This is a genomic window from Streptomyces sp. NPDC059909, from assembly GCF_042730885.1.
Classification (GTDB): Bacteria; Actinomycetota; Actinomycetes; order Streptomycetales; family Streptomycetaceae; genus Streptomyces.
Genome location: NZ_JBHWKX010000024.1, coordinates 12663 through 37141, shown reverse-complemented (window position 1 = coordinate 37141; position 24479 = coordinate 12663). Strand labels below are relative to the sequence as shown.

The window sequence follows — 24479 nt, the reverse complement described above, 5'->3', positions numbered from 1 at the left end:
GAATCCGGAGGTCAGTGCTCCGCTGAGGACGGGTCGGCGGACGTCACGAGTTCCGTGAGTACACCGTGGCAGTCCTTGGGGTGCAGGAAGGTGATCCGGGAGCCCATCGAGCCGATGCGCGGCTCGTCGTACAGGACGCGTACGCCCTTGTCACGGATGGACTGCGCGTCCCCGTCGACGTCGGCCGTGCCGAAGGCGATGTGGTGCACGCCCTCCCCGTTCTTGGCCAGCCACTTCCCGACCGCGGAGTCCTCGCGGGTGGGCTCCAGGAGCTGGAGGTACGAGGCGCCGCCGTCCGAGGTCTCGTTGATCTTGAGCATGGCCTCGCGGACGCCCTGCTCCTCGTTGACTTCGGCGTGGAACACCTCGAAGCCGTACGTCGCCCGGTAGAACTCGACAGTCCTGTCGAGGTCGAAGCAGGCGATCCCGATGTGGTCGATTCGCGTCAGCATGGCTCCAGTGCAGCGCTCACAGCGGTGGTTACGCAACGTGCGCGCGATCACACCGGCTGCCCGGTGACCCGAACGCATACCGCTCAGTACAGTTCAAGTAAACCCTCGTTCACTCCTCAGCCGCCGTGCTGGAAGGGGATCCCCTCTCATGTCTGGAACGAACAGCACCACCTCCGTGATCGTTGCCGGTGCCCGTACGCCCATGGGGCGGCTGCTCGGCTCGCTGAAGTCCTTCTCCGGCGCCGACCTGGGCGGTTTCGCGATCAAGGCCGCGCTGGACCGTGCCGGGATCGGCGGTGACCAGGTGCAGTACGTGATCATGGGCCAGGTGCTCCAGGCCGGCGCGGGGCAGATCCCTGCCCGCCAGGCCGCGGTCAAGGCCGGCATCCCCATGAGCGTCCCCGCGCTGACCGTCAACAAGGTGTGTCTCTCCGGGCTCGACGCGATCGCCCTGGCCGACCAGCTGATCCGTGCGGGTGAGTTCGACGTGATCGTCGCCGGCGGCCAGGAGTCCATGACGAACGCGCCGCACCTGCTGCCGAAGTCGCGCGAGGGCTTCAAGTACGGCGCGATCGAGATGCTCGACGCGATGGCGTACGACGGCCTGACCGACGCCTTCGAGGGCATCGCCATGGGCGAGTCCACCGAGAAGCACAACACCCGCCTCGGCATCGCCCGGCCCGAGCAGGACGAGATCGCGGCCCTGTCGCACCAGCGCGCCGCCGCCGCGCAGAAGAACGGCCTCTTCGAGGCCGAGATCACGCCCGTCGAGATCCCGCAGCGCAAGGGCGAGCCGGTCCTCTTCAGCAAGGACGAGGGCATCCGCGCCGAGACGACGGCCGAGTCGCTCGGCAAGCTGCGCCCGGCGTTCGCGAAGGACGGCACGATCACCGCCGGCACCTCCTCGCAGATCTCCGACGGTGCCGCCGCGGTCGTCGTGATGAGCAAGGCCAAGGCCGAGGAGCTCGGCCTCGAGTGGATCGCCGAGATCGGCGCGCACGGCAATGTGGCGGGTCCGGACAACTCGCTCCAGTCCCAGCCGTCCAACGCCATCGCGCACGCCCTCAAGAAGGACGGCCTGGAGGTCTCCGACCTCGACCTCATCGAGATCAACGAGGCGTTCGCCGCGGTCGCCGTGCAGTCAATGAAGGACCTCGGGGTGTCCCCGGAAAAGGTGAACGTCAACGGTGGCGCGATCGCCCTGGGACACCCGATCGGCATGTCCGGCGCGCGGATCGTCCTGCACCTGGCGCTCGAGCTGAAGCGCCGCGGTGGCGGGATCGGCGCGGCGGCGCTGTGCGGCGGTGGCGGCCAGGGTGACGCGCTGATCGTCCGCGTACCGGCCAAGTAAGACCCTCGAAGATCGGAGCAGGCACGATGGTGGACGTCCCCCAGCTGGTCGCCCAGGCGAGAGAGGGCCGGCCGCGGGCCGTGGCCCGGCTGATCTCACTCGTCGAGGGGGCGTCCCCACAGCTCCGCGAGGTCATGGCGGCGCTCGCGCCGCTGACCGGCGGTGCGTACGTGGTGGGGCTGACCGGATCGCCGGGTGTCGGCAAGTCGACGTCCACGTCCGCGCTGGTGTCGGCGTACCGGCGGGCCGGGAAGCGGGTCGGCGTGCTGGCCGTCGACCCGTCATCGCCCTTCTCGGGCGGGGCGCTGCTCGGCGACCGGGTGCGGATGTCGGAGCACGCGTCCGACCCCGGCGTCTACATCCGCTCGATGGCCACCCGCGGCCATCTCGGCGGTCTCGCCTGGGCCGCGCCGCAGGCCATCCGCGTCCTGGACGCGGCCGGCTGCGACGTGGTGCTGGTCGAGACGGTCGGCGTCGGCCAGTCGGAGGTGGAGATCGCCTCCGAGGCCGACACCTCGGTGGTGCTGCTGGCGCCCGGCATGGGCGACGGCATCCAGGCCGCGAAGGCGGGCATCCTGGAGATCGGCGATGTGTACGTCGTCAACAAGGCGGACCGCGACGGCGCCGACGCGACCGCGCGCGAGCTGAACCACATGCTCGGTCTCGGTGAGTCCCGTGCGCCGGGCGACTGGCGGCCGCCGATCGTGAAGACGGTCGCGGCGCGGGGCGAGGGCATCGACGAGGTCGTCGAGGCGCTCGAGAAGCACCGCGCGTGGATGGAGGAGCACGGCGTCCTCGCGGCCCGGCGCATCCGCCGGGCCGCGCACGAGGTCGAGACGATCGCGGTGACCGCGCTCCGCGAGCGCATCGGCGACCTCCACGGCGATCGCCGCCTGGACGCCCTCGCGTCCCGCATCGTGGCGGGCGAACTGGACCCGTACGCGGCGGCGGACGAACTGGTGGCGGGCCTCACGTCCTGACCGGCTGCGGCCCGGGTGAACAGCAACCCGGGCCGGCCCGCATCCGTCTGCGGCCAGGTGGGTGGCTTGTGGGCAGCCGACCCTTCGGGGCGAGCCCAGGTCGGTGACCCGAAGGGGGACGCGCAGGGGTCGTGTTCTGGACGTAAAAGCGCCCGCAACTCGCGCGAAGCGCGGTGACCACGCGGCGGAGCCGCATACCGGACGCAGCAGTCCAGGACACGAGCCCCGGAGCGGACCCCAACGGCAACCCACCTGTGCGGGTCACCCCGACCACTCACCCCGTCCGGCGTTCGAGGACGGACGCACTGCCCACCCTCACGGCACCGGGCACACCGAGACCGGTCCCCGGGTGCAGCCGCGGACACGGGCCCACCCCCGTGCCCCCGACCGGGGGGCGCCGGGGCGCCGAGGCCCCCGTCAGACCTTGCCGCGGCGGCCGCGCAAGTGGTCCGCCACCGGCTTCAAGGACTCGCTCAGATCCGCAAGCGCCTCCGATGACAACAGGTCGATGAAGTGCTGCCGCACGGACTCGACGTGGTGCGGCGCGACCTTCTGCATGGTGTCCATGCCGTGGTCGGTGAGAACGGCGTACAACCCGCGGCGGTCCGACTCGCAGTTCTCCCTGCGGACCAGGCCCGCGTTCTCCATGCGGGTGATCTGGTGGGAGAGCCGGCTCTTCGACTGGAGCGTGGCCGCGGCCAGATCGCTCATCCGCATGCGCCGCTCCGCGGACTCCGAGAGATTGACGAGGATCTCGTAGTCGTTGTTGGTCAGGCCGAACGGTTGCAGGTCCTTCTCCATCTGGTACGTCAGCAGTCTGTTGACGTCCAGATACGTGCGCCAGGCGCACTGCTCCGTGTCGCTCAGCCAGCGCGTGGCCGTCTCGGTCTCCATGTATGGATACTACCCTAAGAAGTTGAAAGCCGGACGAAGTCGTGGAGTGTGACGTCCGGCGCCTCTGTGCCCATGGTCCCCACGTTGTCCATGGTCCCCACATAGCCCATGGAACCCACGTTGTCCATGGTCTCCATGGTCCCCCACACAAGGGCGCAGACGTTCGACGTCACACTCCGCAGACTACCGCTCACAGCCCGAAGCGACGCTGGAGGTCCCCAAGCTGGCCGGGAAGGCGCGGGGAGGACCCATGTTGACCAGGCGCCCCGTGCCCCGTGTGGCCTCCGCCCGGCACCCCGTCCGCGTGCGGGACGACGCCCGTCGCATGCTCCGGCATGAGCGCCTCGGACGACTGGAGAAGCACCGTCCCCGCCCCCACGAACTCGAACTGGTGCTCCTCGCCGGACGCCCCGCCGATCCCCGTGAGCTGCCGCAGCCCGCCGATGACCCCGCTCATGTAGCCGTGGTCGTAGTGGTGGCACGGCGACGGGCAGTCCGCCCAGCCGACCAGCGCCTGGGGATCCACCCGGATCGGCGGCTCCATGAAGACCACCGGACCGTTGGACGCCGCGACGAACTTCCCCGTACCGATCAGGGTCAGAAAGCCCGGCACGATCGACTGCTTCAGCGCCAGCGACGGCTGGTACGCCAGCAGGTTCCCGGACCGGATCGTCAGATTGCCCTCGTCCAGGTCGTACGAGTTCACGTCGAACGCCCGGTCCGCGAGCAGCATCTTGCCGCTGCCCTCGGCCACCACCCAGTCGCTCGCGTGCAGCGGCGAGTGGAAGCTCGTACGCATCAGCCGGTCCAGTCGGCCGTGGCCGATGCCGTTGAACTCGATCTGCCCGTAGTAGGCGATCATCTTGCCCTTCTGCAGGAACCACTGGGAGCCCTTGAGCTCCACGCAGAAGGTGTAGGCGTTGACGTTGTCGTCGCTCGGCAGCGTCATCGGGTCGAAAATCACCGGCGTGCTCACAGCTTCTCCTCCGACGCCTGGACGTACACCGCACCACTGCCGCTCAGCTCCAGCTGGAACGCCTCGCCCGAGCCGCGCCCCACCATGTCGCGCCAGCCCAGCGCCGTGGAGAGCTTGTTCCGAACGTCGCCGTGGTGCGCGACGTACGCCTGCGGGTCGACATGGACCGGCCGGCCCGGAGTGATCGGGAGTTCGATCACTCCGCCGTGCGCCATGACCGCGACTGCCCCGTGGCCCTTCAGTGTCGTGGTGAAGAGGCCCTGCCCGGTGACCTGGCCGCGCACCATGCCCATGACCCCGCCCTGCGAGCCCATGAACATCGTGCCCTGCTGCAGCGTCCCGTCGAAGGCGAGCAGCCGGTCGGCCTCGACGTACAGGGTGTCGCCGGTCAGGTTGATCACCTGGATGTGGTGGCCGCCGTGGCCGAACATCACGGTCCCGGACCCCTCGACCGTCATCAGCGGGGTCGCCTCGTCGGCCACCCGCCGGCCGATCATCGACATCAGGCCGCCCTGGCCGCCCGCCATGTTCGGGGTGAAGGACACCTCGCCCTTGTACGCGAGCATCGCGCCGCGCTGGCTGTACATCTTCTGACCGGGGACGACGGTCGCCTCGACCATCTTCGAATTGATCTCACGGAAGGGCATGTCACACGTCCCCTGCGATCGTGTTGCGCTCGCTCGGCTGTACGTACACGAGCCCGTCGCCCTCGAAGCGGAGCTGGAAGGCCTCGCCGCCGCCCTCGCCCAGGAGAGTCCGGAAGGTGACCCCGGACTGGAAGTGCTGCTGCACATTGCCCTGGTGCGCGATGTACGCCCCGGGGTCGACCGAGAGCGGGTACTGGGGCGTCACCCGCAGCACCACGGCCGGCCCGTCCGACATGATCGCGGCCTGGCCCGTGCCCTCGACGGTCGTCGTGAACAGGCCGTTCCCGGTCGCGCCACCGCGCAGACCGGTGAAGCTGGTGCCGGTGCGCAGCCCGCCGTCCGTGCAGAGGAGATTGCTCGACTCGACGTACAGCTTGTCGCCGTGCAGTGAGACGAGGTTGATCTCGGACGCGCGGTCGGCGAAGTAGCAGGTGCCCTGGCCCTTCACCTCCATCATGGTCATCTGCTCGCCGGTGAGGCGGCGGGTCACCATGCCGCGGATGCCCTCACCGCCGCCGGACAGTTTCTTGAACGCCATCTGGCCGTCGTAGGCGACCATCGACCCGTTCTTCGCCTTGACGGCGTCCCCGGTCATGTCGACGGCCAGCACCTTGCTGCCTTGAAGTCGGAACATTGCCACGGGGTGACGTTACTGGGCGTTGGGCGCGCGCCGACAGAGACCCGGGGACGATACCGACCCCGATCCGGCCCTTACGCCTGTCCGGCGACCCGGGTAAAGATCAAGGAAAGAGCGATGCCATAATGGCACCGCTTGTGCGTGCGTTCACAAGCCCGACGCCTCTTCTGCCCCCTGCATCGAAGGTGCCTCCGTGGACATCAAGACCGCATCCTCCCTCCACCGCCTCCGACTCGTCTCCGCGCCGGAGGCCGTGTCGTTCCTCCTGCTGCTCGTCTGCTCGGTGCTCAAGCGCACGACGGAGTTCAACGCGGTCCCGGTGATGGGCGCGATCCACGGCGTGCTCTTCATCCTGTACGTGATCTTCTGGCTGGACGCCTGGAACCGTACGAAGTGGGACGTCAAGACGGCCGCCCTCTACTTCGTCCTCTCGGTGCTGCCCGCCGGCGGCTTCTTCGCCGAGCGCAAGCTCAAGCGCGCCGCCGAGGACGCCGTCATCGCCGCCCGCGCCCGCCGCGAAGGCAAGGTGAACGCGTGATCGTCGCCTTCTCCGTCACCCCGCTGGGCGTCGGCGAGGACGTCGGCGAGTACGTCGCCGACGCCGTGCGCGTCGTCCGTGAGTCCGGGCTGCCCAACCGCACGGACGCCATGTTCACCTCGATCGAGGGGGAGTGGGACGAGGTGATGGACGTCGTCAAGCGCGCCGTCGCCGCCGTCGAGGCACGTGCGCCGCGCGTCTCCGTCGTCCTCAAGGCGGACATCAGGCCCGGTGTCACCGACGGACTGACCAGCAAGGTCGAAACGGTGGAGCGCCACCTGTCCGCCTGACCGCGCCCGCCACAAGGAGAGCCCCGGCCCGCTGGGCCGGGGGCTCTTTCGCACCCAGCCGTTGAGCGAGTGCTCAAAGTCGGGCAGCTTCACGTTGCGCAGTCGCTCAAAAGGGTCGCTGGCCTGGGGATCGGCATGGCGCTGTACATCGAGACGCACATCCGCGTGGATCCGGAGACGCTCTGGGAGCGGACCCGGCGCCCCGCGGAGCACCAGCGGTGGGATCTGCGGTTCACCGAGATCGACCACCTGCCGTGTGCGTCGGGCGAGCCGCAGCGCTTCCGGTACGCGACCCGGGTGCCCGCTTCGACGCGACGATGATCCACAGCCCCGAGGGCGGCTGCGTCCTCGACCACCCGGACGGCGCCGAGCGGGCCCTCGACGCCCTGGAGCAGCTCACCGTGCTGACCGCGGCGCTCGAGGGGCTCGGTCCCGTGGCCCAGCGGGCGGTCCGCCACCGGATACGGCGCACGGCGCGCGAGGGGCGCCGCTGAACCCTGCGGGCCCTTGCCCGTTGGACCGCTCAGGGCGCGCCGGGCTGCGGCGCCGCCAGGGCGATGCCCATCGGTGTCCGCTCGTACAGCACCTGATGCCCGTAGCGGCGCGACCTCAGCAGGCCCGCGTCCCGCAGCACCGACAGATGCGCCGACACGCTGGACGGCGCGAGGCCCAGGCGGTGCGCCAGCGCCGTCGTGCCCGCGGGCTCGTCCAGCGCGCACAGCACGTCCGCCCGCACCCGACCCAGCAGCCGAGCCAGCGCATCGGGCGTACGGCCGCCGGGGTCCGACCAGAGTCCGCCGATGCCGCGGGCCGGATAGACGAGGGTCGGCTGCCACGGCGGATCGAAGCCGCTGACGACGTCCGGCCAGCAGAAGACGCTGGGCATCAGCACCAGACCCGCACCGCCCAGCACCCGGCTGTGATCGCTCACCGTGTCGATCGTCAGCGTCGATCCGCCGTCCCACTCCAGGCGCGGGTGCAGCTCCCGCAGCAGCCCTTCGAGTCCCCCTTCGGCCAGCCGCCGCGAGTGGTACGCCACGTCCGCCTCCAGCAGCGCCCGCAGCCTCGGCCAGTCCGGGGCGACGAGCACCTCCCACGCCCTCTCGAGCAACGCGGCGAGCTCCCGCACCGAGCGCGCCGGGTCCGCGAGCATCGCCCGCCCCGCGGGGGTGTCCGCCGCCCCCGCGTCGGTCAGCGCGCGCCTCAGGTCGTCGAGCGCCCGGTTGGGGTCCGTGGCCCTGACCGCGGCGATCTCCTCCTCGAAGGCGGCGGCGGGGCCGATGGGCGGCGGGTAGATGAAGTCCGGGTTGTGCCCCCGGCGCGGCATCAGCAACTGCAGCGGTGTGAGGTCGAGGTCCGCGGCGGCGAGCGCTACGCGCAGCCGGCGCAGCCACGGCAGGTGGTAGCCGTGCCGTTCCGGCCGGGCGAGGGTCCGTACGGCCTCTTGGGTTTCCCAGATCGGCGACACCGCGAACCGGCAGCGGAGCAGATCGGCCTCGCCGAAGTGGAGTGTGAACGGCACGCGGCGCCCCCTGGCTCGTGATGTGCGCGCACTCGGTGATGGGACCGGAGCGTGCCGCGCGAAGATTCGTTCCCAGCCGAAAGTCTAGGGCCGGGGACGGGGCGACGGCAGGCTGCCGGCATGACCGCCGAACCGATTCCTCCGGCCCCCACGGCCCCCGCGGCCCCCACGGCCGCCGGGGCCGCTCCGTCCGGGGCCGCTCCGTCCGGGGGCGCGGGACAGCCATCGGCCGCGACCGGCAGCCCCTCTCCGCGCGGGGGCTATGCGAGCGTCTTCGCCGTACGCGAGTTCCGGGCCGTGTTCGCCGCGCACACGCTGTCCCTCCTCGGCGTCGTGGTCAGCGAGATATCCCTGACCGTGCTCGTCTACGACCTCACCGGATCCCCGCTGCTGAGCGCCCTCACCTTCGCGCTCGGTTTCCTGCCCTATCTCCTCGGCGGAACGCTGCTCGCCGGGGTCGCCGACCGGTACCCCGCCCGCCGGGTGCTCGTCGTGTGCGATCTCGTCTGCGCGGGGTGCGTCGCCCTGATGGTGCTGCCCACGACCCCGGTCGCGGGGCTGCTCGTGCTGCGGTGTGCCGTCGCCGCCGTGGCGCCCGTGTTCAACGGGACCCGAATGGCGACGCTCGCCGACGTCCTCGGCCAGGGGGAACGGTTCGTACTCGGCCGCTCGTTGCTGCGGATCGTCTCGCAGAGCGCCCTGCTCGCCGGATTCGGGGCGGGCGGCGTCCTGCTGACCCTCGTGCCCGCGCGCGGTGCCATCGCGATCACCGCGGCGACCTTTCTCTGCTCGGCCGTCCTGCTGCGGTTCGGCACCCGCCGCAGGCCCGCGCGGGGCGATGTGCGCAAGGTGTCGCTGCTCAGGGACTCGCTCGACGGTGCCCGCCAGGTGTTCGCCGACCGCCGGCTGCGCGCGCTGACCCTGATGTTCTGGGTGCCGCCCCTGTTCGTCGTGGCACCGGAAGCCCTGGCCGCCCCGTACGCCGACGGCATCGGCGTCGGCACCGCCGCGCTCGGGCTGCTGATGTGCGCGATGCCGGTGGGCCACATCGCAGGCGAGCTCTTCGCGGGTTCCGTGCTGAGCGCGGCCGTCCGCGCCCGCATCGTGCTGCCCCTCGCCGGCTGCTGCCTGCTGCCGTTCCTCCTGTACGCCGTACGCCCCGGAGTGCCGCTCGCGATGATGGCCCTGGCGCTGAGCGGGCTGGCGTCGGCGTACTCCCTGGGCCTCGACCAGTGGTACGTCGCGGCGGTGCCCGAAGAGCTGCGCGGCCGGGCCATGACGCTGATGACCGCCGGCATGATGACGGTCCAGGGAATCGGCATGGCGGCCGCGGGCGTCGCGGCCGAGTTCCTGCCCGTCCACCAGGTGGTCGCCGGCATCGGGGTGCTGGGCACGCTCTGCGTGCTCGTCCTCGCCGCCGAGCTGCGGAGGACCGAACTTCGAGACGGGGCTGACCAGCATGTGACCAGTGGGTAAGGTCGGTGCCGTGCCGAAGCCGCTCAGTCTCCCCTTCGACCCCATCGCCCGAGCCGACGAGCTCTGGCAGCGCCGCTGGGGTCCCGTGCCCTCGATGGCCGCGATCACCTCGATCATGCGGGCGCACCAGATCCTGCTCGCCGAGGTCGACGCGGTCGTCAAGCCGTACGGACTGACCTTCGCGCGGTACGAGGCGCTGGTGCTGCTCACCTTCTCCAAGGCGGGCGAGCTGCCGATGTCCAAGATCGGCGAGCGGCTGATGGTGCACCCCACATCCGTGACGAACACGGTGGACCGCCTGGTGAAGTCCGGCCTGGTCGCCAAGCGCCCCAACCCGAACGACGGCCGCGGCACGCTCGCCTCCATCACCGAGAAGGGCCGCGAGGTCGTGGAGGCCGCCACCCGCGATCTGATGGCGATGGACTTCGGGCTCGGGGCGTACGACTCCGAGGAGTGCGCGGAGATCTTCGCGCTGCTGCGGCCGTTGCGCATCGCCGCGCACGACTTCGAGGAGAAGTGACCCGGGCCGTCGGGTCTTGATCGGACCGGACGGGCCGCGACCTGGTCCGACGGGACGTGATCCGGGTCTCCCGACCCACCGGAAGATCGCCCGAACCGGACGGTTAACCTCGTCGGCATGAAGAAGAGCGTGCTGACCCGCTACCGGGTGATGGCCTATGTCACCGCAGTGATGCTGCTCGTGCTGTGCACCTGCATGGTGTTCAAGTACGGCTTCGGGAAGGGCGAGGACGTCACCTTCGCGGTCTCGCAGGTCCACGGCATCCTCTACATCATCTACCTGGTCTTCGCCTTCGACCTGGGCTCCAAGGCCAAGTGGTCGTTCGGCAAGCTGCTGTGGGTGCTGCTCTCCGGGACCATCCCCTTCGCCGCCTTCTTCGTGGAGCGCAAGGTCACACGCACGGTAGAGCCGCTGGTCAGCGGCCAGGTTCCGGCCGTCGCCAAGGCATAACGCAACCGCCGTACGGGTATGTACGGCGGTTTGCCATCGACATTTACTAGGACGTCCTAGTAAATTCGAGGGTATGGACGCTGACGCCATCGAGGAGGGCCGCCACCGCTGGCAGGCCCGGTACGACGCCGCAAAGAAGCGGAACGCCGACTTCACCACGCTCTCCGGTGATCCGGTCGAGCCGGTCTACGGGCCCAGGCCCGGCGACACCTACGAGGGCTTCGAGCGGATCGGCTGGCCCGGCGAGTATCCGTTCACGCGCGGCCTGTACCCGACGGGCTACCGGGGCCGCACCTGGACCATCCGCCAGTTCGCCGGATTCGGCAACGCCGAGCAGACCAACGAGCGGTACAAGATGATCCTCGCCGCCGGCGGCGGCGGGCTCAGTGTCGCCTTCGACATGCCGACGCTGATGGGCCGCGACTCCGACGACCCGCGCTCGCTCGGCGAGGTCGGCCACTGCGGTGTCGCGATCGACTCCGCCGCCGACATGGAGGTCCTCTTCAAGGACATCACGCTCGGCGATGTCACGACGTCGATGACCATCAGCGGACCGGCCGTCCCGGTCTTCTGCATGTACCTCGTCGCCGCCGAGCGCCAGGGCGTCGACCCGGCCGTCCTCAACGGCACGCTCCAGACGGACATCTTCAAGGAGTACATCGCGCAGAAGGAGTGGCTCTTCGAGCCCGAGCCCCATCTGCGCCTGATCGGCGACCTGATGGAGCACTGCGCCCGCTCCATCCCCGCGTACAAGCCGCTCTCCGTCTCCGGCTACCACATCCGCGAGGCGGGCGCGACGGCCGCGCAGGAGCTGGCCTACACGCTCGCGGACGGCTTCGGCTACGTCGAACTCGGCCTGAGCCGCGGCCTGGACGTGGACGTCTTCGCGCCGGGTCTCTCCTTCTTCTTCGACGCCCACCTCGACTTCTTCGAGGAGATCGCCAAGTTCCGCGCGGCCCGCCGCATCTGGGCCCGCTGGATGAAGGAGGTCTACGGCGCGAAGACCGACAAGGCGCAGTGGCTGCGCTTCCACACCCAGACCGCCGGTGTCTCGCTGACGGCCCAGCAGCCGTACAACAACGTCGTCCGGACGGCCGTGGAGGCCCTCGCGGCCGTGCTCGGCGGCACCAACTCGCTGCACACCAACGCCCTGGACGAGACCCTCGCCCTGCCGTCCGAGCAGGCCGCCGAGATCGCCCTGCGCACGCAGCAGGTGCTGATGGAGGAGACCGGCGTCGGCAACGTGGCCGACCCGCTGGGCGGTTCCTGGTACGTCGAGCAGCTCACCGACCGCATCGAGGCCGACGCCGAGAGGATCTTCGAGCAGATCAAGGAGCGCGGACTGCGCGCCCACCCGGACGGGCAGCACCCCATCGGGCCCATGACCTCCGGCATTCTGCGCGGGATCGAGGACGGCTGGTTCACCGGCGAGATCGCCGAGTCCGCGTTCCGCTACCAGCAGGCCCTGGAGAAGGGCGACAAGCGGGTCGTCGGCGTCAACGTGCACCACGGCTCGGTCACCGGCGACCTGGAGATCCTCCGCGTCAGCCACGAGGTCGAATGGGAGCAGGTCCGCATCCTCGGCGAGCGCAAGTCTCGTCGCGACGACGCCCGCGTACGGGCCTCGCTGGACGCGATGCTGGCCGCCGCCCGCGACGGCTCCAACATGATCGAGCCGATGCTCGACGCGGTGCGTGCGGAGGCCACGCTCGGGGAGATCTGCGACGCGCTGCGGGACGAGTGGGGGACGTACACGGAGCCCCCGGGCTTCTGATCCGACTAGCGGGGAGCGGGTCCCCGAAACCCGATGGAAGGACCGGCTGTTCCGCCCGTACGGTGGCGGGATGGCCGGTCTTCCCGTTCCCGTGCGTGACGTACGCGTGCGCATCCAGTCCGTAGGAGCCTGCGGCCCCTTCGCGCGCATCACCGTGGACTTCGAGCCGCCCGGGGCGGCCGGTGCCGCGGAGTTCCGGAACACGGTGCCGGAGGAGGACCTGCCCGCCGAGTACCTCCACGCGCTGTGGGTGGGTCTCCAGGGTGGCCTCGACGGCGTCGCCGCTCTCGTCACGCTCACCCAGGGCCGCCACCACGAGGTGGACTCCTCCGAGTACGGCTTCAAGCTCGCCGGGGAGATGGCGGGCCGTGCCGCGCGCGTCGGGGCCGGGCTGCTGCCGCCCGAGGAGGCGGAGAGGCTCACGAAGGTGTCCTGGCCGGGCAAGCCGGGGTCCACGGAGCCCACGACCGCCGGCTGAGGTTCATCCTGAGGTCGTTGCGCGGCCCCCGGGCCTCACGGCTGCGTCGCCGCGCCGAGACCGCCCAGCAGGACCGCGGTGAAGCGGTGGACCCAGTCCTCGTCGACGGGTTCGCAGCTCACGAGAGCCCGGTGCACCACCGCGCCCGCGATCACGTCGAAGATCAGGTCGGCGGTGCGGGCAGCCGCCTCCGGGTCGGCCTCACTCGGCAGTTCGCCGCGGGCCTGTGCCCGCGCCCGCCCCTCCAGGACCAGCCGCTTCTGGCGGTCCACGATCGAGATTCGGATCCGCTCGCGCAGCGGCTCGTCGCGCGTCGACTCGGCCACCACCGCCATCAGCGCGGTCCTGGCCTCGGGCCGCTCGAGGAGTGCCGCGAACTGCAGCACCACGCCCTCGATGTCCGCGGCGAGCGAGCCCCGGTCGGGGAGCTCCAGCTCGTCGAAGAGGACCGCGACGGCGTCCACGACGAGTTCGTTCTTGCCCGCCCAGCGTCGGTAGAGGGTCGTTTTCGCCACCCCGGCCCGGGTCGCCACATCACCCATCGTCAGCTTGGACCAGCCCAGTTCGACCAGGGCGGCCCTGGTCGCCTCGAGGATGGCGGCGTCCGCCTCGGCGCTGCGGGGGCGGCCGGTGCGGGGCGATTTCGGACGGGTGCGGCTACACATGACGGCGACCATACCGGCCAGTAGGTGATGCGCTGTGAGCCACTTCACCGGGTGACCCTTCCCGTGCCCGCGGTAATCGAGTTACGCTACGACTCGTAGCGAAAGCGTGAGCTGAGCGACAACCACAGGTGCCAGGTGGGGACCCGGCGCCACAGTACGCATCACATGACGCACCACCGGCGGGGCGTACTTCTGCCGGGGTTCCGTCCGGGTTTTTCACTCGTGCGCGCGGAGGGGGGAGGATGTACTCATGCAGCCTAGGAACATGTCCATGAGCGGCGTCGTCGACCTCGCCGCGGTGAAGGCGGCCGGTGAGGCCAAGGCCAAGGCGGAGCAGGCCCGTGCCGATGCCGCCCGGCAGGGTGGCGGCGGTGCCGTGCCCCCCTCCAGTCTGGTGATCGACGTCGACGAGGCGGGCTTCGAGCGCGACATCCTCCAGCGCTCGGCCGAAGTGCCGGTCGTCATCGACTTCTGGGCCGAGTGGTGCGAGCCCTGCAAGCAGCTCAGCCCGGTGCTGGAGCGGCTCGCCCACGAATACAACGGCCGTTTCGTGCTCGCCAAGATCGACGTCGAAGCCAACCAAATGCTGATGCAGCAGTTCGGGATCCAGGGCATCCCGGCCGTGTTCGCGGTGGTCGCGGGTCAGGCGCTGCCGCTCTTCCAGGGCCTGGCGCCCGAACAGCAGATCCGGCAGACCCTCGACCAGCTGATCCAGGTCGGCGAGGAGCGCTTCGGGCTCACCGGTCTCACCGTGGACGCGGACGCCGAGGAGGGCGCCGCGGCCCCGGCCCCGGTCCCGGCGGGACCGTACGACGCGCTGCTCGAAGCGGCCGTCCAGGCGCTGGACGCGGGCGACCTCGGCGGCGCCGTCCAGGCGTACAAGAACGTGCTCGCCGACGACCCGGGCAACATGGAGGCCAAGCTCGGCCTCGCCCAGGCCGAACTGCTCGCCCGGGTGCAGGACATGGACCCGTCGGCGGTGCGCAAGGAGGCCGCGGACAAGCCGGACGACGTCCAGGCGCAGATCGCGGCCGCCGACCTCGACCTGGTCGGTGGGCATGTCGAGGACGCCTTCGGCCGGCTGGTCGACACCGTGCGGCGTACGGCGGGCGAGGACCGCGACGCCGCCCGGCTGCGGCTGCTGGAGCTGTTCGAGGTGATCGGCCCGGACGACCCGCGGGTGACGGCAGCGCGCACGGCGCTCGCGCGCGTGCTGTTCTGACGGGGCCGTTGCCGCCGTTGCGGGCGGCGGATTTGGCGACAGAGTGACAGACGGCGGCCGCGCTTTACCAAAACTTGGTAAACGTGGCCGCTGTTACTTGGAGTAAATCAACTCCATTGCTCTGTCCGTTTTTTCGCACCTATCGCCCCTTCTGTTCTGCACCCCGAGGCACCCTCTGTGGCCGGTCGACATCGCGCTGTCGTGGGGTGGTTATCCGTCCGTTACTAGTGAGTAACGAACCCCCTTGTGCCCCGGCGCGTAATGCACCACGATCGGCGACGCTCGGTCCATTACCGCACCAGCCCGGCAGCCAGCCGCGTCCGCGGTCCTGGGTCCCCACCGAGTGGGCCGGCGGCAGAGGCGCCGGCCGCGGACAGGGGGGTTCCTGCCTGACCGGCAGGGCCTGTCCATTGCGGTTGCGCGAAGGCGTGGCCAGTGGTTGTCGCTCGGGGGTGATCGCCGGTGATGCGGACGCGGCTCGCGCCTGTTCTCACGGCGCTCTCCTTCCCGAGGACGTAGCACTTCTCCCATCCCAGGACGGACCCCCTCGGTCCGTACCGGAGATGTACGTCCGAGAAGGAGGAACAGATATGTCCCAGGTTCGTGGTGGGACCAGATGGAAGCGGTTCGCGGTCGTCATGGTGCCGTCCGTGGCCGCCACGGCCGCGATAGGCGTCGGTCTGGCCCAGGGTGCGCTGGCCGCGTCGTTCAGCGTTTCCGGCCAGAGCTTCAAGGTGACGGCCAGTGAGCTGAAGGGTGAGGACTTCTTCCAGTACGGAAGCCTCGCGACGGGCACCGACCTCAAGGGCAACAAGACCGCCCACCCGGTCGCGGTGTCGTCGTTCAGCCACGCGACGATCACCAACATGTGCCAGTCGGTCGTCACTCCCGACGTGCCGTTCTTCGGCAGCGTCAGCCTGGAGCTGAAGGCCGGCGGCAAGGGTACGCCCGTCGATGCGACGGACCTCTACCTGGACGTCGCGGAGCTCGAGGCGAACGCCGAGTTCGGCCAGATCGACATCGGCGTCGCCGCCGGTGACAAGGCCAACAAGCCGGGCATCCAGCCGGGCACGCAGGCGAACCCGTACGGCTTCGCCCAGCGGGCCAAGACGGCCAAGCTGACCGACGTCAAGCAGACGGCGTGGGCGACCACCGCCGGCACGTTCAAGCTGAGCGGTCTCAGCATGAAGCTGCACAAGGGCGTCAAGGAGTGCTACTAAGCACCCGCCCGGGCGGGTGGGGAGCGCCTGTCGCGGCCCCGCCCGCCCGACCCTCACTTCTTTTCACAGCAACACCGGTTCCAGGGAGCTGTTTTCCATGAGCGCCGAGTCACCGGGGCAGAACGACGAGCACTACCTCCGCGTCATCAAGCGGCGTTTCCGCGACTGGCGGGGCCAGCGGCCCTTCTGGGCCGGCCTGTTCACGATGCTCGGCGGCGTACCAATTGCCTACTTCCCGTATGCCAGCCTCAAGCTCGGCCATATGACGCTGAACATGGCCACGACGGCGGGCGCGGGTTCGCTGATCATCGGAGTACTGCTGGTGACGCTGGGGCTGACGATGTGGTTCCACCACATTGTCCGGGTGTTCGCCGGGGTGGCCACGATTCTGCTGGCGCTGATCTCGCTGCCGGTCTCCAACATTGGTGGCTTTCTCATCGGCTTCCTGTTCGCCCTGATCGGTGGCGCGCTCTCCCTCTCCTGGGCGCCGGGTCAGCCTGCCGAGCCGGCCGAGGCCACCGCGGGGCCGACTGCGCCGGCCCCGGCGCCGGGCGACGAGGCCCACGTTCCCCTGGTACCGGGTCCGCAGTTCTCGGACACCGTGAACATGACGAAGACGACTGCCGAAGGCGGGAGGAACAGTGCGGGGTGACGAAGAATCACTGATCGCGGCTGACGACGAGCCCCGCCTGAGAAAGGGCCCGCGTCACGCGGCGCCGAGGAAGTCGCTGCTCACCAAGCTGCAGATACCCGCCGGCAAGGCCATGGCCATAGCCGCGATGCCCACGGCGGTCTTCGTCGGCATGGGTCTCACGCCCAAGCTGGCGCTCGCCGACGAGAAGGACATTCCCTTCGCCCCCGGCCCGTGCGTGACGCGCTCGGACGAGCCTCAGGAAGCGGAGGAGTCGCCGTCCGCCCCGGAGTCGCCGAAGCCCTCCGGCGACGCGTCCGATTCCACGGACGAGCCTTCGGGCAAGCCGTCCGACGAGCCGTCCGCGAGCCCGTCCGGCGACGCCGGGGAGGAGCCGGAGCCCAGCGAGTCCCCCTCGGCCTCCGAGGCGGCGGGCGAGCCGGCCGGCCAGTCCGCGCCCACCGCGGACCCCACGCCCAGCGAGACCAAGAACCCGCTCGACCCGCTGGGTGTCGGCGACGCGATCAAGGACCTGCTCGACGGCCCTGACGAGGAGCCGACGGCCACGCCGACGTCCCCGGCGCCGAGCGACACCGAGGAGCCCACCGAGGAGCCGTCGAAGCCGGCGGCGGAGGCCCCCGCCGACGCTGGCGAGGGGACCAAGGACCCAGTCGACGGCACGGTCGACAAGACCAAGGAAGCGATCAAGGACGCGGCCGAGAAGGCCGGTGCCGACGTCGAGGAACTCGACGACAAGGTCAAGGGCCTCGACCCGGTCAAGGACGAGGACATCCCGGAGGGCGCCGACGGCAAGCCGCGCTTCCCGTGTCCCACCCCTGACCCGGAGGCCCTGGCCGCCGCCGACCTGGAGGCGGGAATCCCGCTGCTGCCGGACGCGCCCTGGCGCCTGGAGAGCAGCAGGCTCACCCTGAGCGGGCTCAAGTACCACGGCATCGTCGAGGTGAAGACCGGCAGCGGCAAGATCAAGAAGGCGCTGAAGTTCACGGCGACCTCGGTGGACATCAAGGACCTGCACCAGCTGGTCGAGGGCCCGAACGGAACCACCGCGCACGTCAAGGCGGCTGCGGGCTCCACGTCCACGATCCGCAACGGCACGGTGACCATGTACACGGAGGAGCTGAAGGGCAACCTCTTCGGCCTCATCCCGGTCACCTTCAGCCCTCAGACCCCGCCCCCGCTGGACGTCCCGTTCGCCATCTTCACCGACGTGAAGATCAAGCAGGCGGGCCAGTTCGGAGGCACGCTGACCGTGCCGGGGCTGCACAACTACTTCACCGGTGGCAACGCCGGCTGATTTTCCGGGAGCCGCGGAAAAGACTGTGGGCCGCACCCTCGCTACGGGGGTGCGGCCCACAGTTGCGCTACCAATAATTCCTTTGTGATCGCGGCTAGTTGGGGCTCGTCGGCACATGTTACGCACATTCGGTACGGAGCTGCCCGAGGCGTTGGGGATGGGGAGACGCGCCATTTGGACAGTCGGACTCGAGAGAGCGGTGGCCAACAGCAACGTGAGGCTGTCGGTCTCCCTGGACGGCGTCGCAGGCGCCAAGACCGCTGACGAGGCCCTAACGCTGCTGGTGCAGCGGGGAGAGACGATCGCCGCGGGCGACTGGGCCAAGGTCCAGTCCTCGGGCTACGGAACCGCATGGGAGATGATCAAGCTTCGTACGGCGGTCAGGCTGGAGCAGCGCAGGTGGTCGTCGACCGAGTGGCACATGACCGACGAGACGGGCAGGTGGTGCGGGTCTATCCGGAGCGATTCCGGTACCCCAACGGAGAGCTGGTGCCCGAGTGAAGGGAGCATGGCGGCTATGACAGACCTTATCCGCGAGGGGCGGCTGTTCCGAGTCGTCCGCTTCAACCCCTCACACCGGCAGCTCTTCCTGCAGAGTGACGCGACGCTGGTGGACCAGACCACGACACGGATCGAGGTCTACATCGGGCATGTGGAGCTGATGTTCCTCAAGCCCATTTACGGGAATGGGCTCCACATCCGACGGGCTACTGCCGCCGAGTTCGCGGTGGTGAGCGATCGGCACGGGATCCCGGCGGAGGACGCCGCGTACACCTGGATGCTGGAGCGCGACGGCGACAGCTTCGTCGTAGGGGGCAACCCGAGTTGGCGTGAGGCGGAATACGAGCTGATGGGGGAGCGGGAGTCCTTGTACGACCCGTCCAAGCCATGGCCTCCGGAATTTCCGGTGGAGTCAGGCACCGTCAACTGAGCCCGCCTACGCGTGGGTGAAGGGCGGCACCTCAGGACCAACTGGGGTGCCGCCCGCGCCTTCCGTGAGCTCAGAGAGTCACGCCTCGCCCCCACAGCTCCTCCGCATGTTCCGCGAACCTGTCGAACATCCCGCCGTCGCCCTGGCGGCGCAAATGCAGCAGCGGAGAGTCATGGCCGACGAGCCTCGCCAGGTGCGGTGTGACGAGGGCGTCGTGGTCGAAGCGGAACACAGACAGGGATACGTGGTTCACGGCGTCGTCCGCGCTGCTGAGACGTGTCTCCAGGCCGTCCATGGGGCCAAGACGCTCCAAGTTCTCCACGGTGACCCGTGGACACACTGAGCGCCACGTCCTCGATGGCCTCGCGCCGGCGGGTGACCTCCGCGTCGGGGTCTCCCAGCAGGAAGCGTTCCTTGCCGCGTATCCGACCATGGACGCCGACAGCCCGAGGGCCGCACCCCCACCCGGGGTGCGGCCCCATGGTCGTACGTGCCCGAAGGCGTCAGGCAGGCTTGTTGCCGCCGCCCAGGTGGTGCACCCGCACCATGTTCGTCGTGCCCGGGACGCCCGGAGGGGAGCCCGCGGTGATGATCATGATGTCGCCCTCGTTGAAGCGCTGGAGCTTCAGCAGGGCCGCGTCGACCAGGTCGACCATCGCGTCCGTGGTCTCCACGAACGGGGCGATGAAGGGCTCGACGCCCCAGCTCAGGGTGAGCTGGTTGCGGGTCGACTCCTCCGTCGTGAAGGCCAGGATCGGCTGCTGGGCCCGGTAGCGGGAGAGCCGGCGGGCCGTGTCGCCGGACTGAGTGAAGGCGACCAGGGCGCGGCCGCCGAGGAAGTCGGCGATCTCGCAGGCCGCGCGGGCGACCGAACCGCCCTGGGTGCGCGGCTTCTTGCCCGGGACCAGGGGCTGGAGGCCCTTGGAGAGGAGCTCCTCCTCGGCCGCAGAGACGATCTTGGACATCGTCTTGACGGTCTCGATCGGGTACGCGCCCACGCTCGACTCCGCCGAGAGCATGACCGCGTCCGCGCCGTCCAGGATCGCGTTGGCGACATCGGACGCCTCGGCGCGGGTCGGGCGGGAGTTGGTGATCATCGACTCCATCATCTGGGTCGCGACGATCACCGGCTTGGCGTTGCGGCGGCACAGCTCGATGAGCCGCTTCTGCACCATCGGGACCCGCTCCAGCGGGTACTCGACGGCCAGGTCGCCGCGGGCCACCATCACCGCGTCGAACGCCGCGACGACGTCCGCCATGTTCTCGACGGCCTGCGGCTTCTCCACCTTGGCGATGACCGGGACCCGGCGGCCCTCCTCGTCCATCACCTTGTGGACGTCCTTGACGTCGTTGGCGTCGCGGACGAAGGAGAGCGCGACCATGTCGCAGCCCATCCGCAGGGCGAAGCGCAGGTCCTCGACGTCCTTCTCGGACAGGGCCGGGACATTGACCGCCGTGCCGGGCAGATTGATGCCCTTGTGGTCGGAGATGACCCCGCCCTCGATCACGATGGTCTTGACGCGTGCGCCGTCGACCTCGGTGACCCGGAGTTCGACATTGCCGTCGTTGATGAGGATCTGGTCGCCCTTGGAGACGTCGCCGGGCAGACCCTTGTACGTGGTGCCGCAGATGGACTTGTCACCGGGGACGTCCTCGATGGTGATCGTGAACTCGTCCCCGCGGAGCAGTTCGACCGGTCCCTCGGCGAAGGTCTCCAGCCGGATCTTGGGGCCCTGGAGGTCGGCGAGCACACCCACGGCGCGGCCGGTCTCCGCCACCGCCCTGCGGAGACGGTCGTACCGCTCCTGGTGCTCTGCCTGGGTTCCGTGGCTCATGTTGAAACGGGCCACGTTCATGCCGGCCTCGATGAGCGCTTTCAGCTGCTCGTAGGAGTCGACGGCGGGGCCCAGTGTGCAGACGATTTTGGAACGGCGCATAAGGCGGATCCTATCGGTTTGTTTCTATGCGGAATATTCCATCTGGCGGAAAATACAAATGGGCGGGTGTCTGCTCAGTCGAGGGCCCCGCCGACCAGCGCGAAGGTCTGCTGCGCGATCTCCAGTTCCTCGTCCGTCGGCACCACCGCGACCGCCACCCGCGCGTCCTGTGGCGAGACGATCCGCGGCTCGTCCGACCGTACGGCGTTGAGGTCCGCGTCCACCACAAGTCCGAGCTCCTCGAGGCCGGCGACGGCGGCTTCCCGCACCGGAGCCGCGTTCTCGCCGACGCCCGCGGTGAACACGACCGCGTCCACCCGGCCGAGGACCGCGTAGTAGGCGCCGATGTACTTCTTCAGCCGGTGGATGTAGATCTCGAACGCGAGGCGCGCCCGCTCGTCGCCCTCGTCGATACGGCGGCGGATCTCCCGCATGTCGTTGTCACCGCACAGCCCCACCAGGCCGCTCTTCTTGTTGAGCAGGACGTCGACGTCGTCCTCGGACATCCCCGCCACCCGCTTGAGGTGGAAGGTGACCGCCGGGTCGATGTCGCCCGAGCGCGTCCCCATGACCAGCCCCTCCAGCGGGGTCAGTCCCATCGACGTGTCGACACAGCGGCCACCGGCGACCGCCGACGCCGAGGCGCCGTTGCCCAGGTGCAGCACGATGACGTTGACGTCCTCCGGGGCCCTGCCGAGCAGCGCGGCGGTCCGGCGGGAGACGTACGCGTGCGAGGTGCCGTGGAAGCCGTAGCGGCGGATCCGGTGCGCGTCCGCGGTCTCGACGTCGATCGCGTACCGCGCCGCGTACTCCGGCATCGTCGTGTGGAACGCCGTGTCGAACACCGCGACCTGCGGCAGATCGGGGCGCAGCGCCTGGGCGGTACGGATGCCCGTGATGTTCGCCGGGTTGTGCAGGGGTGCCACCGGGACCAGCCGCTCGATCTCCGCCAGCACCTCGTCGGTGATCACGGTGGGCGCGGCGAACTTCAGCCCGCCGTGCACCACCCGGTGGCCGATCGCCGCGAGCTCGGGGGAGTCGAGGCCGAGCCCGTCCTGCGTCAGCTCCTCGGCGACCGCCTTCAGCGCCGCGTCGTGGTCCGCGATCGGGCCCGTGCGCTCACGTTTCCCGGCACCGCCGGAGGCCGTGCCGGCCATCGGGGTGTGCACCAGCCGGGACGTCTGCTCGCCGATCCGCTCGACGAGGCCCACGGCGAGCCGCGAGCTGTCGCGCATGTCCAGCAGCTGGTACTTCACCGACGACGAGCCGGAGTTGAGGACGAGAACGCGAGTGGCGGTCATACGGGGAGCTCCTGACCCTGGGACTGGATCGCGGTGATCGCGACCGTGTTGACGATGTCGCTGACCAGCGCGCCGCGCGAGAGGTCGTTGACCGGCTTGCGCAGGCCCTGCAGCACCGGTCCCACGGCCACCGCTCCGGCCGAGCGCTGCACGGCCTTGTAGGTGTTGTTGCCGGTGTTGAGGTCGGGGAAGATCAGCACGGTCGCCTGGCCCGCCACCTCGGAGCCCGGCAGCTTGGTCGCCGCGACGGACGGCGCGACCGCCGCGTCGTACTGGATCGGACCCTCGATCTTCAGCTCGGGGTGGCGCTCGCGGACCAGCTTGGTGGCCTCACGGACCTTGTCGACGTCCGCGCCGGAGCCCGACGTGCCGGTGGAGTACGACAGCATCGCGATCCGCGGCTCGACCCCGAAGCGGGCCGCCGTGGCCGCCGACTGCACGGCGATGTCGGCGAGCTGCTCGGCGTCCGGGTCCGGGTTGACCGCGCAGTCGCCGTACACCAGCACCTTGTCGGCGAGGCACATGAAGAAGACGGACGACACGATCGACGCGTCCGGCTTCGTCTTGATGATCTCGAAGGCCGGGCGGATGGTCGCGGCCGTCGAGTGGACCGAGCCGGAGACCATGCCGTCGGCCAGGCCCTCCTGGACCATCAGCGTGCCGAAGTAGTTCACGTCCGCGACGACGTCGTACGCCAGCTCCACGGTGACGCCCTTGTGTGCGCGCATCCCGGCGTACCGCTCGGCGAAGGGCTGGCGCAGTTCGGAGGTCACCGGGTCGATCAGCTGGGTGGCGGAGAGGTCGATGCCGAGGTCCGCCGCCTTCTTGCGGATGACGTCCGTGTCGCCGAGCAGGGTCAGCTCGCAGACGTCGCGGCGCAGCAGGACGTCGGCGGCGCGCAGCACCCGCTCCTCGGTGCCTTCGGGGAGCACGACGCGCCGGCGGCCGGCGCGGGCCTGTTCCAGCAGGTCGTACTCGAACATCATCGGCGTGACCCGGCCGGTCCGGGCCACCTCGACCCGCCCGAGCAGGCCCGCCGTGTCGACGTAGCGCTCGAAGAGACCGAGCGCGGTCTCCGCCTTGCGCGGGGTCGCCGCGTTCAACTTGCCTTCCATCGCGAAGAGTTCGGCCGCGGTGGGGAAGGAGTAGCCGGGCACCGAGATCACCGGGGTGCCCGGGGCGAGCCGGGACGCCAGGGCCAGGATCGAGTCGGCGGGGCGTTCGTCGAGGGTGAGCAGCAGGCCCGCGATGGGCGGGGTGCCCGCGGAGTGCGCGGCGAGCGCGCCGACCACGAGGTCGGCGCGATCACCCGGAGTGACGACCATGCAGCCGGGGGTCAGGGCCTTCAGCAGGTTCGGCAGCAAGGCGCCGCCGAAGACGAAGTCCAGCGCGTCCCGGGCGAGACCGGAGTCGTCCCCGAGCAGCACGCTGGCCCCCAGGGCGTGGGTGATCTGGGCGACCGTGGGCGCGGCGAGCGCGGGCTCGTCCGGCAGGACGTAGCAGGGGACGGGCAGCCGGGCCGTGAGCCGCTCGGCGATCGCCTCACGGTCCTCGGGCGCCACCCGGTTCACGACCATCGCGAGGATGTCGCAGCCCAGCACCTCATAGGCGCGGTGGGCGTTGCGGGCCTCGGCGCGTACGGACTCGGCCGCCTGGCCCTTGCCGCCCACCACAGGTATGACCGAGGCGCCGAACTCGTTGGCCAGCCGCGCGTTCAGCGCCAGCTCGTCGGGGAGTTGGGTGGCGTGGAAGTCCGTGCCGAGGACGATGACCACCTCGTAGTCGCGCGCCACCGCGAGGAAGCGGTCGACGAGCTGGGAGACCAGCTCGTCGGTGCCCTTCTCGGCCTGGAGCGCCGCGGCGTCGTGGTAGTCCATGCCGTACACGGTCGACGGATCCTGCGAGAGCCGGTAGCGGGCGCGCAGCAGATCGAACAGGCGGTCGGGTCCGTCGTGGACCAGAGGCCGGAACACCCCCACCCGGTCCACCTGGCGGGTCAGGAGCTCCATGACCCCCAGCTCGACCACCTGGCGACCGTCCCCCCGGTCGATCCCGGTCACGTACACGCTGCGCGTCACGCGTGCTCTCCTGTTCTGTGTCGTGTGTGATGTGAGGTGTGTCCAGCGGTGTGCGCCTACGAGCGCCGGGCCCGGACGCCGGCCCCGGGGCCCCGAGCGCTGCTCGGCGTCCCGCTCGCGTGCTCGAAAAACCCCGATAGGGTGGCGTTGCCCTCTTGACAATACCTCCGGGGGTGGGTAGGGCGCCCGCTGCG

At 70.0% G+C, this 24479-nt stretch carries 26 protein-coding genes and 2 pseudogenes; 17 read left to right on the top strand and 11 right to left on the bottom strand.

The genetic code is table 11. The features are described 5' to 3' along the window. Window positions 1-11: 11 nt before the first annotated feature. A complete protein-coding gene (mce, locus tag ACFV9O_RS18250; protein ID WP_385418827.1) occupies window positions 12-452 on the bottom strand; it encodes a methylmalonyl-CoA epimerase in 441 nt (146 codons plus the stop codon). Between the two features lie 148 nt (window positions 453-600). Here mce and ACFV9O_RS18245 point away from each other — a divergent pair, with 148 nt between their 5' ends. After that, window positions 601-1803, top strand: coding sequence for an acetyl-CoA C-acetyltransferase (locus ACFV9O_RS18245; protein ID WP_385418825.1), 1203 nt, complete (start codon window positions 601-603; stop codon window positions 1801-1803). 26 nt (window positions 1804-1829) lie between these two features. Next, a complete protein-coding gene (meaB, locus tag ACFV9O_RS18240; RefSeq protein WP_385418824.1) occupies window positions 1830-2783 on the top strand; it encodes a methylmalonyl Co-A mutase-associated GTPase MeaB in 954 nt (317 codons plus the stop codon). Between the two features lie 417 nt (window positions 2784-3200). Here meaB and ACFV9O_RS18235 read toward each other — a convergent pair whose 3' ends face one another. From ACFV9O_RS18235 to ACFV9O_RS18220, 4 genes are all read right to left on the bottom strand, one after another. Then, a complete protein-coding gene (locus ACFV9O_RS18235) occupies window positions 3201-3677 on the bottom strand; it encodes a MarR family winged helix-turn-helix transcriptional regulator (RefSeq protein WP_385418821.1) in 477 nt (158 codons plus the stop codon). Between the two features lie 190 nt (window positions 3678-3867). Then, window positions 3868-4653, bottom strand: coding sequence for an AIM24 family protein (locus ACFV9O_RS18230; protein ID WP_385418819.1), 786 nt, complete (start codon window positions 4651-4653; stop codon window positions 3868-3870). Then, window positions 4650-5300 (bottom strand): AIM24 family protein, encoded by a 651-nt coding sequence (locus tag ACFV9O_RS18225; protein ID WP_385418816.1) that lies wholly within the window; start codon window positions 5298-5300, stop codon window positions 4650-4652. The genes ACFV9O_RS18230 and ACFV9O_RS18225 overlap by 4 nt, the downstream gene beginning before the upstream one ends. A 1-nt stretch (window position 5301) precedes the next feature. Further along, the gene (locus ACFV9O_RS18220; RefSeq protein ID WP_385418813.1) at window positions 5302-5934 is read right to left on the bottom strand and encodes an AIM24 family protein; all 633 of its coding nucleotides are present in this window, start codon (window positions 5932-5934) and stop codon (window positions 5302-5304) included. Between the two features lie 196 nt (window positions 5935-6130). Between ACFV9O_RS18220 and ACFV9O_RS18215 the strand changes: the two genes are divergently transcribed. The 4 genes from ACFV9O_RS18215 (at window position 6131) to ACFV9O_RS18200 (ending at window position 7259) form a co-directional block, all read left to right on the top strand. Beyond that, entirely contained in the window at window positions 6131-6475 is a 345-nt protein-coding gene (locus ACFV9O_RS18215; RefSeq protein WP_385418810.1) for a DUF3817 domain-containing protein, read from the top strand. Further along, on the top strand, window positions 6472-6765 hold the full coding sequence (locus ACFV9O_RS18210; RefSeq protein WP_014176340.1) for an MTH1187 family thiamine-binding protein: 294 nt from the start codon (window positions 6472-6474) through the stop codon (window positions 6763-6765). The genes ACFV9O_RS18215 and ACFV9O_RS18210 overlap by 4 nt, the downstream gene beginning before the upstream one ends. A gap of 135 nt (window positions 6766-6900) precedes the next feature. Beyond that, on the top strand, window positions 6901-7086 hold the full coding sequence (locus tag ACFV9O_RS18205) for a hypothetical protein (protein ID WP_385419015.1): 186 nt from the start codon (window positions 6901-6903) through the stop codon (window positions 7084-7086). Continuing rightward, the gene (locus ACFV9O_RS18200) at window positions 7083-7259 is read left to right on the top strand and encodes a hypothetical protein (protein ID WP_385418807.1); all 177 of its coding nucleotides are present in this window, start codon (window positions 7083-7085) and stop codon (window positions 7257-7259) included. Before ACFV9O_RS18205 ends, ACFV9O_RS18200 begins: the two co-directional genes overlap by 4 nt. Before the next feature lie 29 nt (window positions 7260-7288). Here ACFV9O_RS18200 and ACFV9O_RS18195 read toward each other — a convergent pair whose 3' ends face one another. Then, a complete protein-coding gene (locus tag ACFV9O_RS18195) occupies window positions 7289-8287 on the bottom strand; it encodes a DUF5937 family protein (RefSeq protein WP_385418804.1) in 999 nt (332 codons plus the stop codon). A 120-nt stretch (window positions 8288-8407) separates the two neighbouring features. On the opposite strand from ACFV9O_RS18195, the gene ACFV9O_RS18190 reads away from it, so the two are divergent. The 5 genes from ACFV9O_RS18190 (at window position 8408) to ACFV9O_RS18170 (ending at window position 12985) form a co-directional block, all read left to right on the top strand. Further along, on the top strand, window positions 8408-9763 hold the full coding sequence (locus ACFV9O_RS18190; protein WP_385418801.1) for an MFS transporter: 1356 nt from the start codon (window positions 8408-8410) through the stop codon (window positions 9761-9763). Between the two features lie 10 nt (window positions 9764-9773). Continuing rightward, the gene (locus ACFV9O_RS18185) at window positions 9774-10283 is read left to right on the top strand and encodes a MarR family winged helix-turn-helix transcriptional regulator (RefSeq protein WP_385418799.1); all 510 of its coding nucleotides are present in this window, start codon (window positions 9774-9776) and stop codon (window positions 10281-10283) included. Between the two features lie 117 nt (window positions 10284-10400). Beyond that, on the top strand, window positions 10401-10733 hold the full coding sequence (locus ACFV9O_RS18180; RefSeq protein ID WP_385418797.1) for a DUF3817 domain-containing protein: 333 nt from the start codon (window positions 10401-10403) through the stop codon (window positions 10731-10733). A gap of 73 nt (window positions 10734-10806) precedes the next feature. Next, window positions 10807-12507, top strand: coding sequence for a methylmalonyl-CoA mutase (locus ACFV9O_RS18175; protein WP_385418794.1), 1701 nt, complete (start codon window positions 10807-10809; stop codon window positions 12505-12507). Between the two features lie 70 nt (window positions 12508-12577). Further along, window positions 12578-12985: a hypothetical protein gene (locus ACFV9O_RS18170; RefSeq protein WP_385418791.1), complete on the top strand. Its 408-nt coding sequence runs from the start codon at window positions 12578-12580 to the stop codon at window positions 12983-12985. Window positions 12986-13020: 35 nt separating this feature from the next. Here the strand turns inward: ACFV9O_RS18170 and ACFV9O_RS18165 are convergent, their stop codons facing one another. Beyond that, the gene (locus ACFV9O_RS18165; protein ID WP_385418788.1) at window positions 13021-13650 is read right to left on the bottom strand and encodes a TetR/AcrR family transcriptional regulator; all 630 of its coding nucleotides are present in this window, start codon (window positions 13648-13650) and stop codon (window positions 13021-13023) included. 250 nt (window positions 13651-13900) lie between these two features. Between ACFV9O_RS18165 and ACFV9O_RS18160 the strand changes: the two genes are divergently transcribed. From ACFV9O_RS18160 to ACFV9O_RS18135, 6 genes and pseudogenes are all read left to right on the top strand, one after another. After that, the gene (locus ACFV9O_RS18160; RefSeq protein ID WP_385418785.1) at window positions 13901-14872 is read left to right on the top strand and encodes a tetratricopeptide repeat protein; all 972 of its coding nucleotides are present in this window, start codon (window positions 13901-13903) and stop codon (window positions 14870-14872) included. A 590-nt stretch (window positions 14873-15462) separates the two neighbouring features. Continuing rightward, window positions 15463-16092 carry a DUF6230 family protein gene (locus ACFV9O_RS18155; RefSeq protein ID WP_385418782.1) on the top strand — a complete coding sequence of 210 codons (630 nt, stop codon included), beginning with the start codon at window positions 15463-15465 and terminating at the stop codon, window positions 16090-16092. Between the two features lie 97 nt (window positions 16093-16189). Continuing rightward, window positions 16190-16744: a DUF6114 domain-containing protein gene (locus tag ACFV9O_RS18150; protein WP_385418779.1), complete on the top strand. Its 555-nt coding sequence runs from the start codon at window positions 16190-16192 to the stop codon at window positions 16742-16744. Further along, window positions 16734-18038 (top strand): hypothetical protein, encoded by a 1305-nt coding sequence (locus tag ACFV9O_RS18145; RefSeq protein WP_385418776.1) that lies wholly within the window; start codon window positions 16734-16736, stop codon window positions 18036-18038. Before ACFV9O_RS18150 ends, ACFV9O_RS18145 begins: the two co-directional genes overlap by 11 nt. Before the next feature lie 115 nt (window positions 18039-18153). Continuing rightward, window positions 18154-18414 (top strand): annotated as a pseudogene (locus ACFV9O_RS18140) (polymorphic toxin type 27 domain-containing protein); the annotation flags it as partial. Window positions 18415-18555: 141 nt separating this feature from the next. Continuing rightward, window positions 18556-18969: a hypothetical protein gene (locus tag ACFV9O_RS18135; RefSeq protein WP_385419006.1), complete on the top strand. Its 414-nt coding sequence runs from the start codon at window positions 18556-18558 to the stop codon at window positions 18967-18969. A gap of 70 nt (window positions 18970-19039) precedes the next feature. Here the strand turns inward: ACFV9O_RS18135 and ACFV9O_RS18130 are convergent. The 4 genes and pseudogenes from ACFV9O_RS18130 to pta all read right to left on the bottom strand — a co-directional run. Further along, window positions 19040-19379 (bottom strand): annotated as a pseudogene (locus ACFV9O_RS18130) (XRE family transcriptional regulator); the annotation flags it as partial. 93 nt (window positions 19380-19472) lie between these two features. Further along, window positions 19473-20906, bottom strand: a complete 1434-nt coding sequence (pyk, locus tag ACFV9O_RS18125; protein ID WP_385418773.1) for a pyruvate kinase — start codon at window positions 20904-20906, stop codon at window positions 19473-19475. 74 nt (window positions 20907-20980) lie between these two features. After that, entirely contained in the window at window positions 20981-22207 is a 1227-nt protein-coding gene (locus ACFV9O_RS18120; RefSeq protein WP_385418770.1) for an acetate kinase, read from the bottom strand. Next, complete coding sequence (pta, locus tag ACFV9O_RS18115) at window positions 22204-24285, bottom strand: phosphate acetyltransferase (protein ID WP_385418768.1); 2082 nt, start codon at window positions 24283-24285, stop codon at window positions 22204-22206. The genes ACFV9O_RS18120 and pta overlap by 4 nt, the downstream gene beginning before the upstream one ends. Window positions 24286-24479 lie beyond the last annotated feature (194 nt).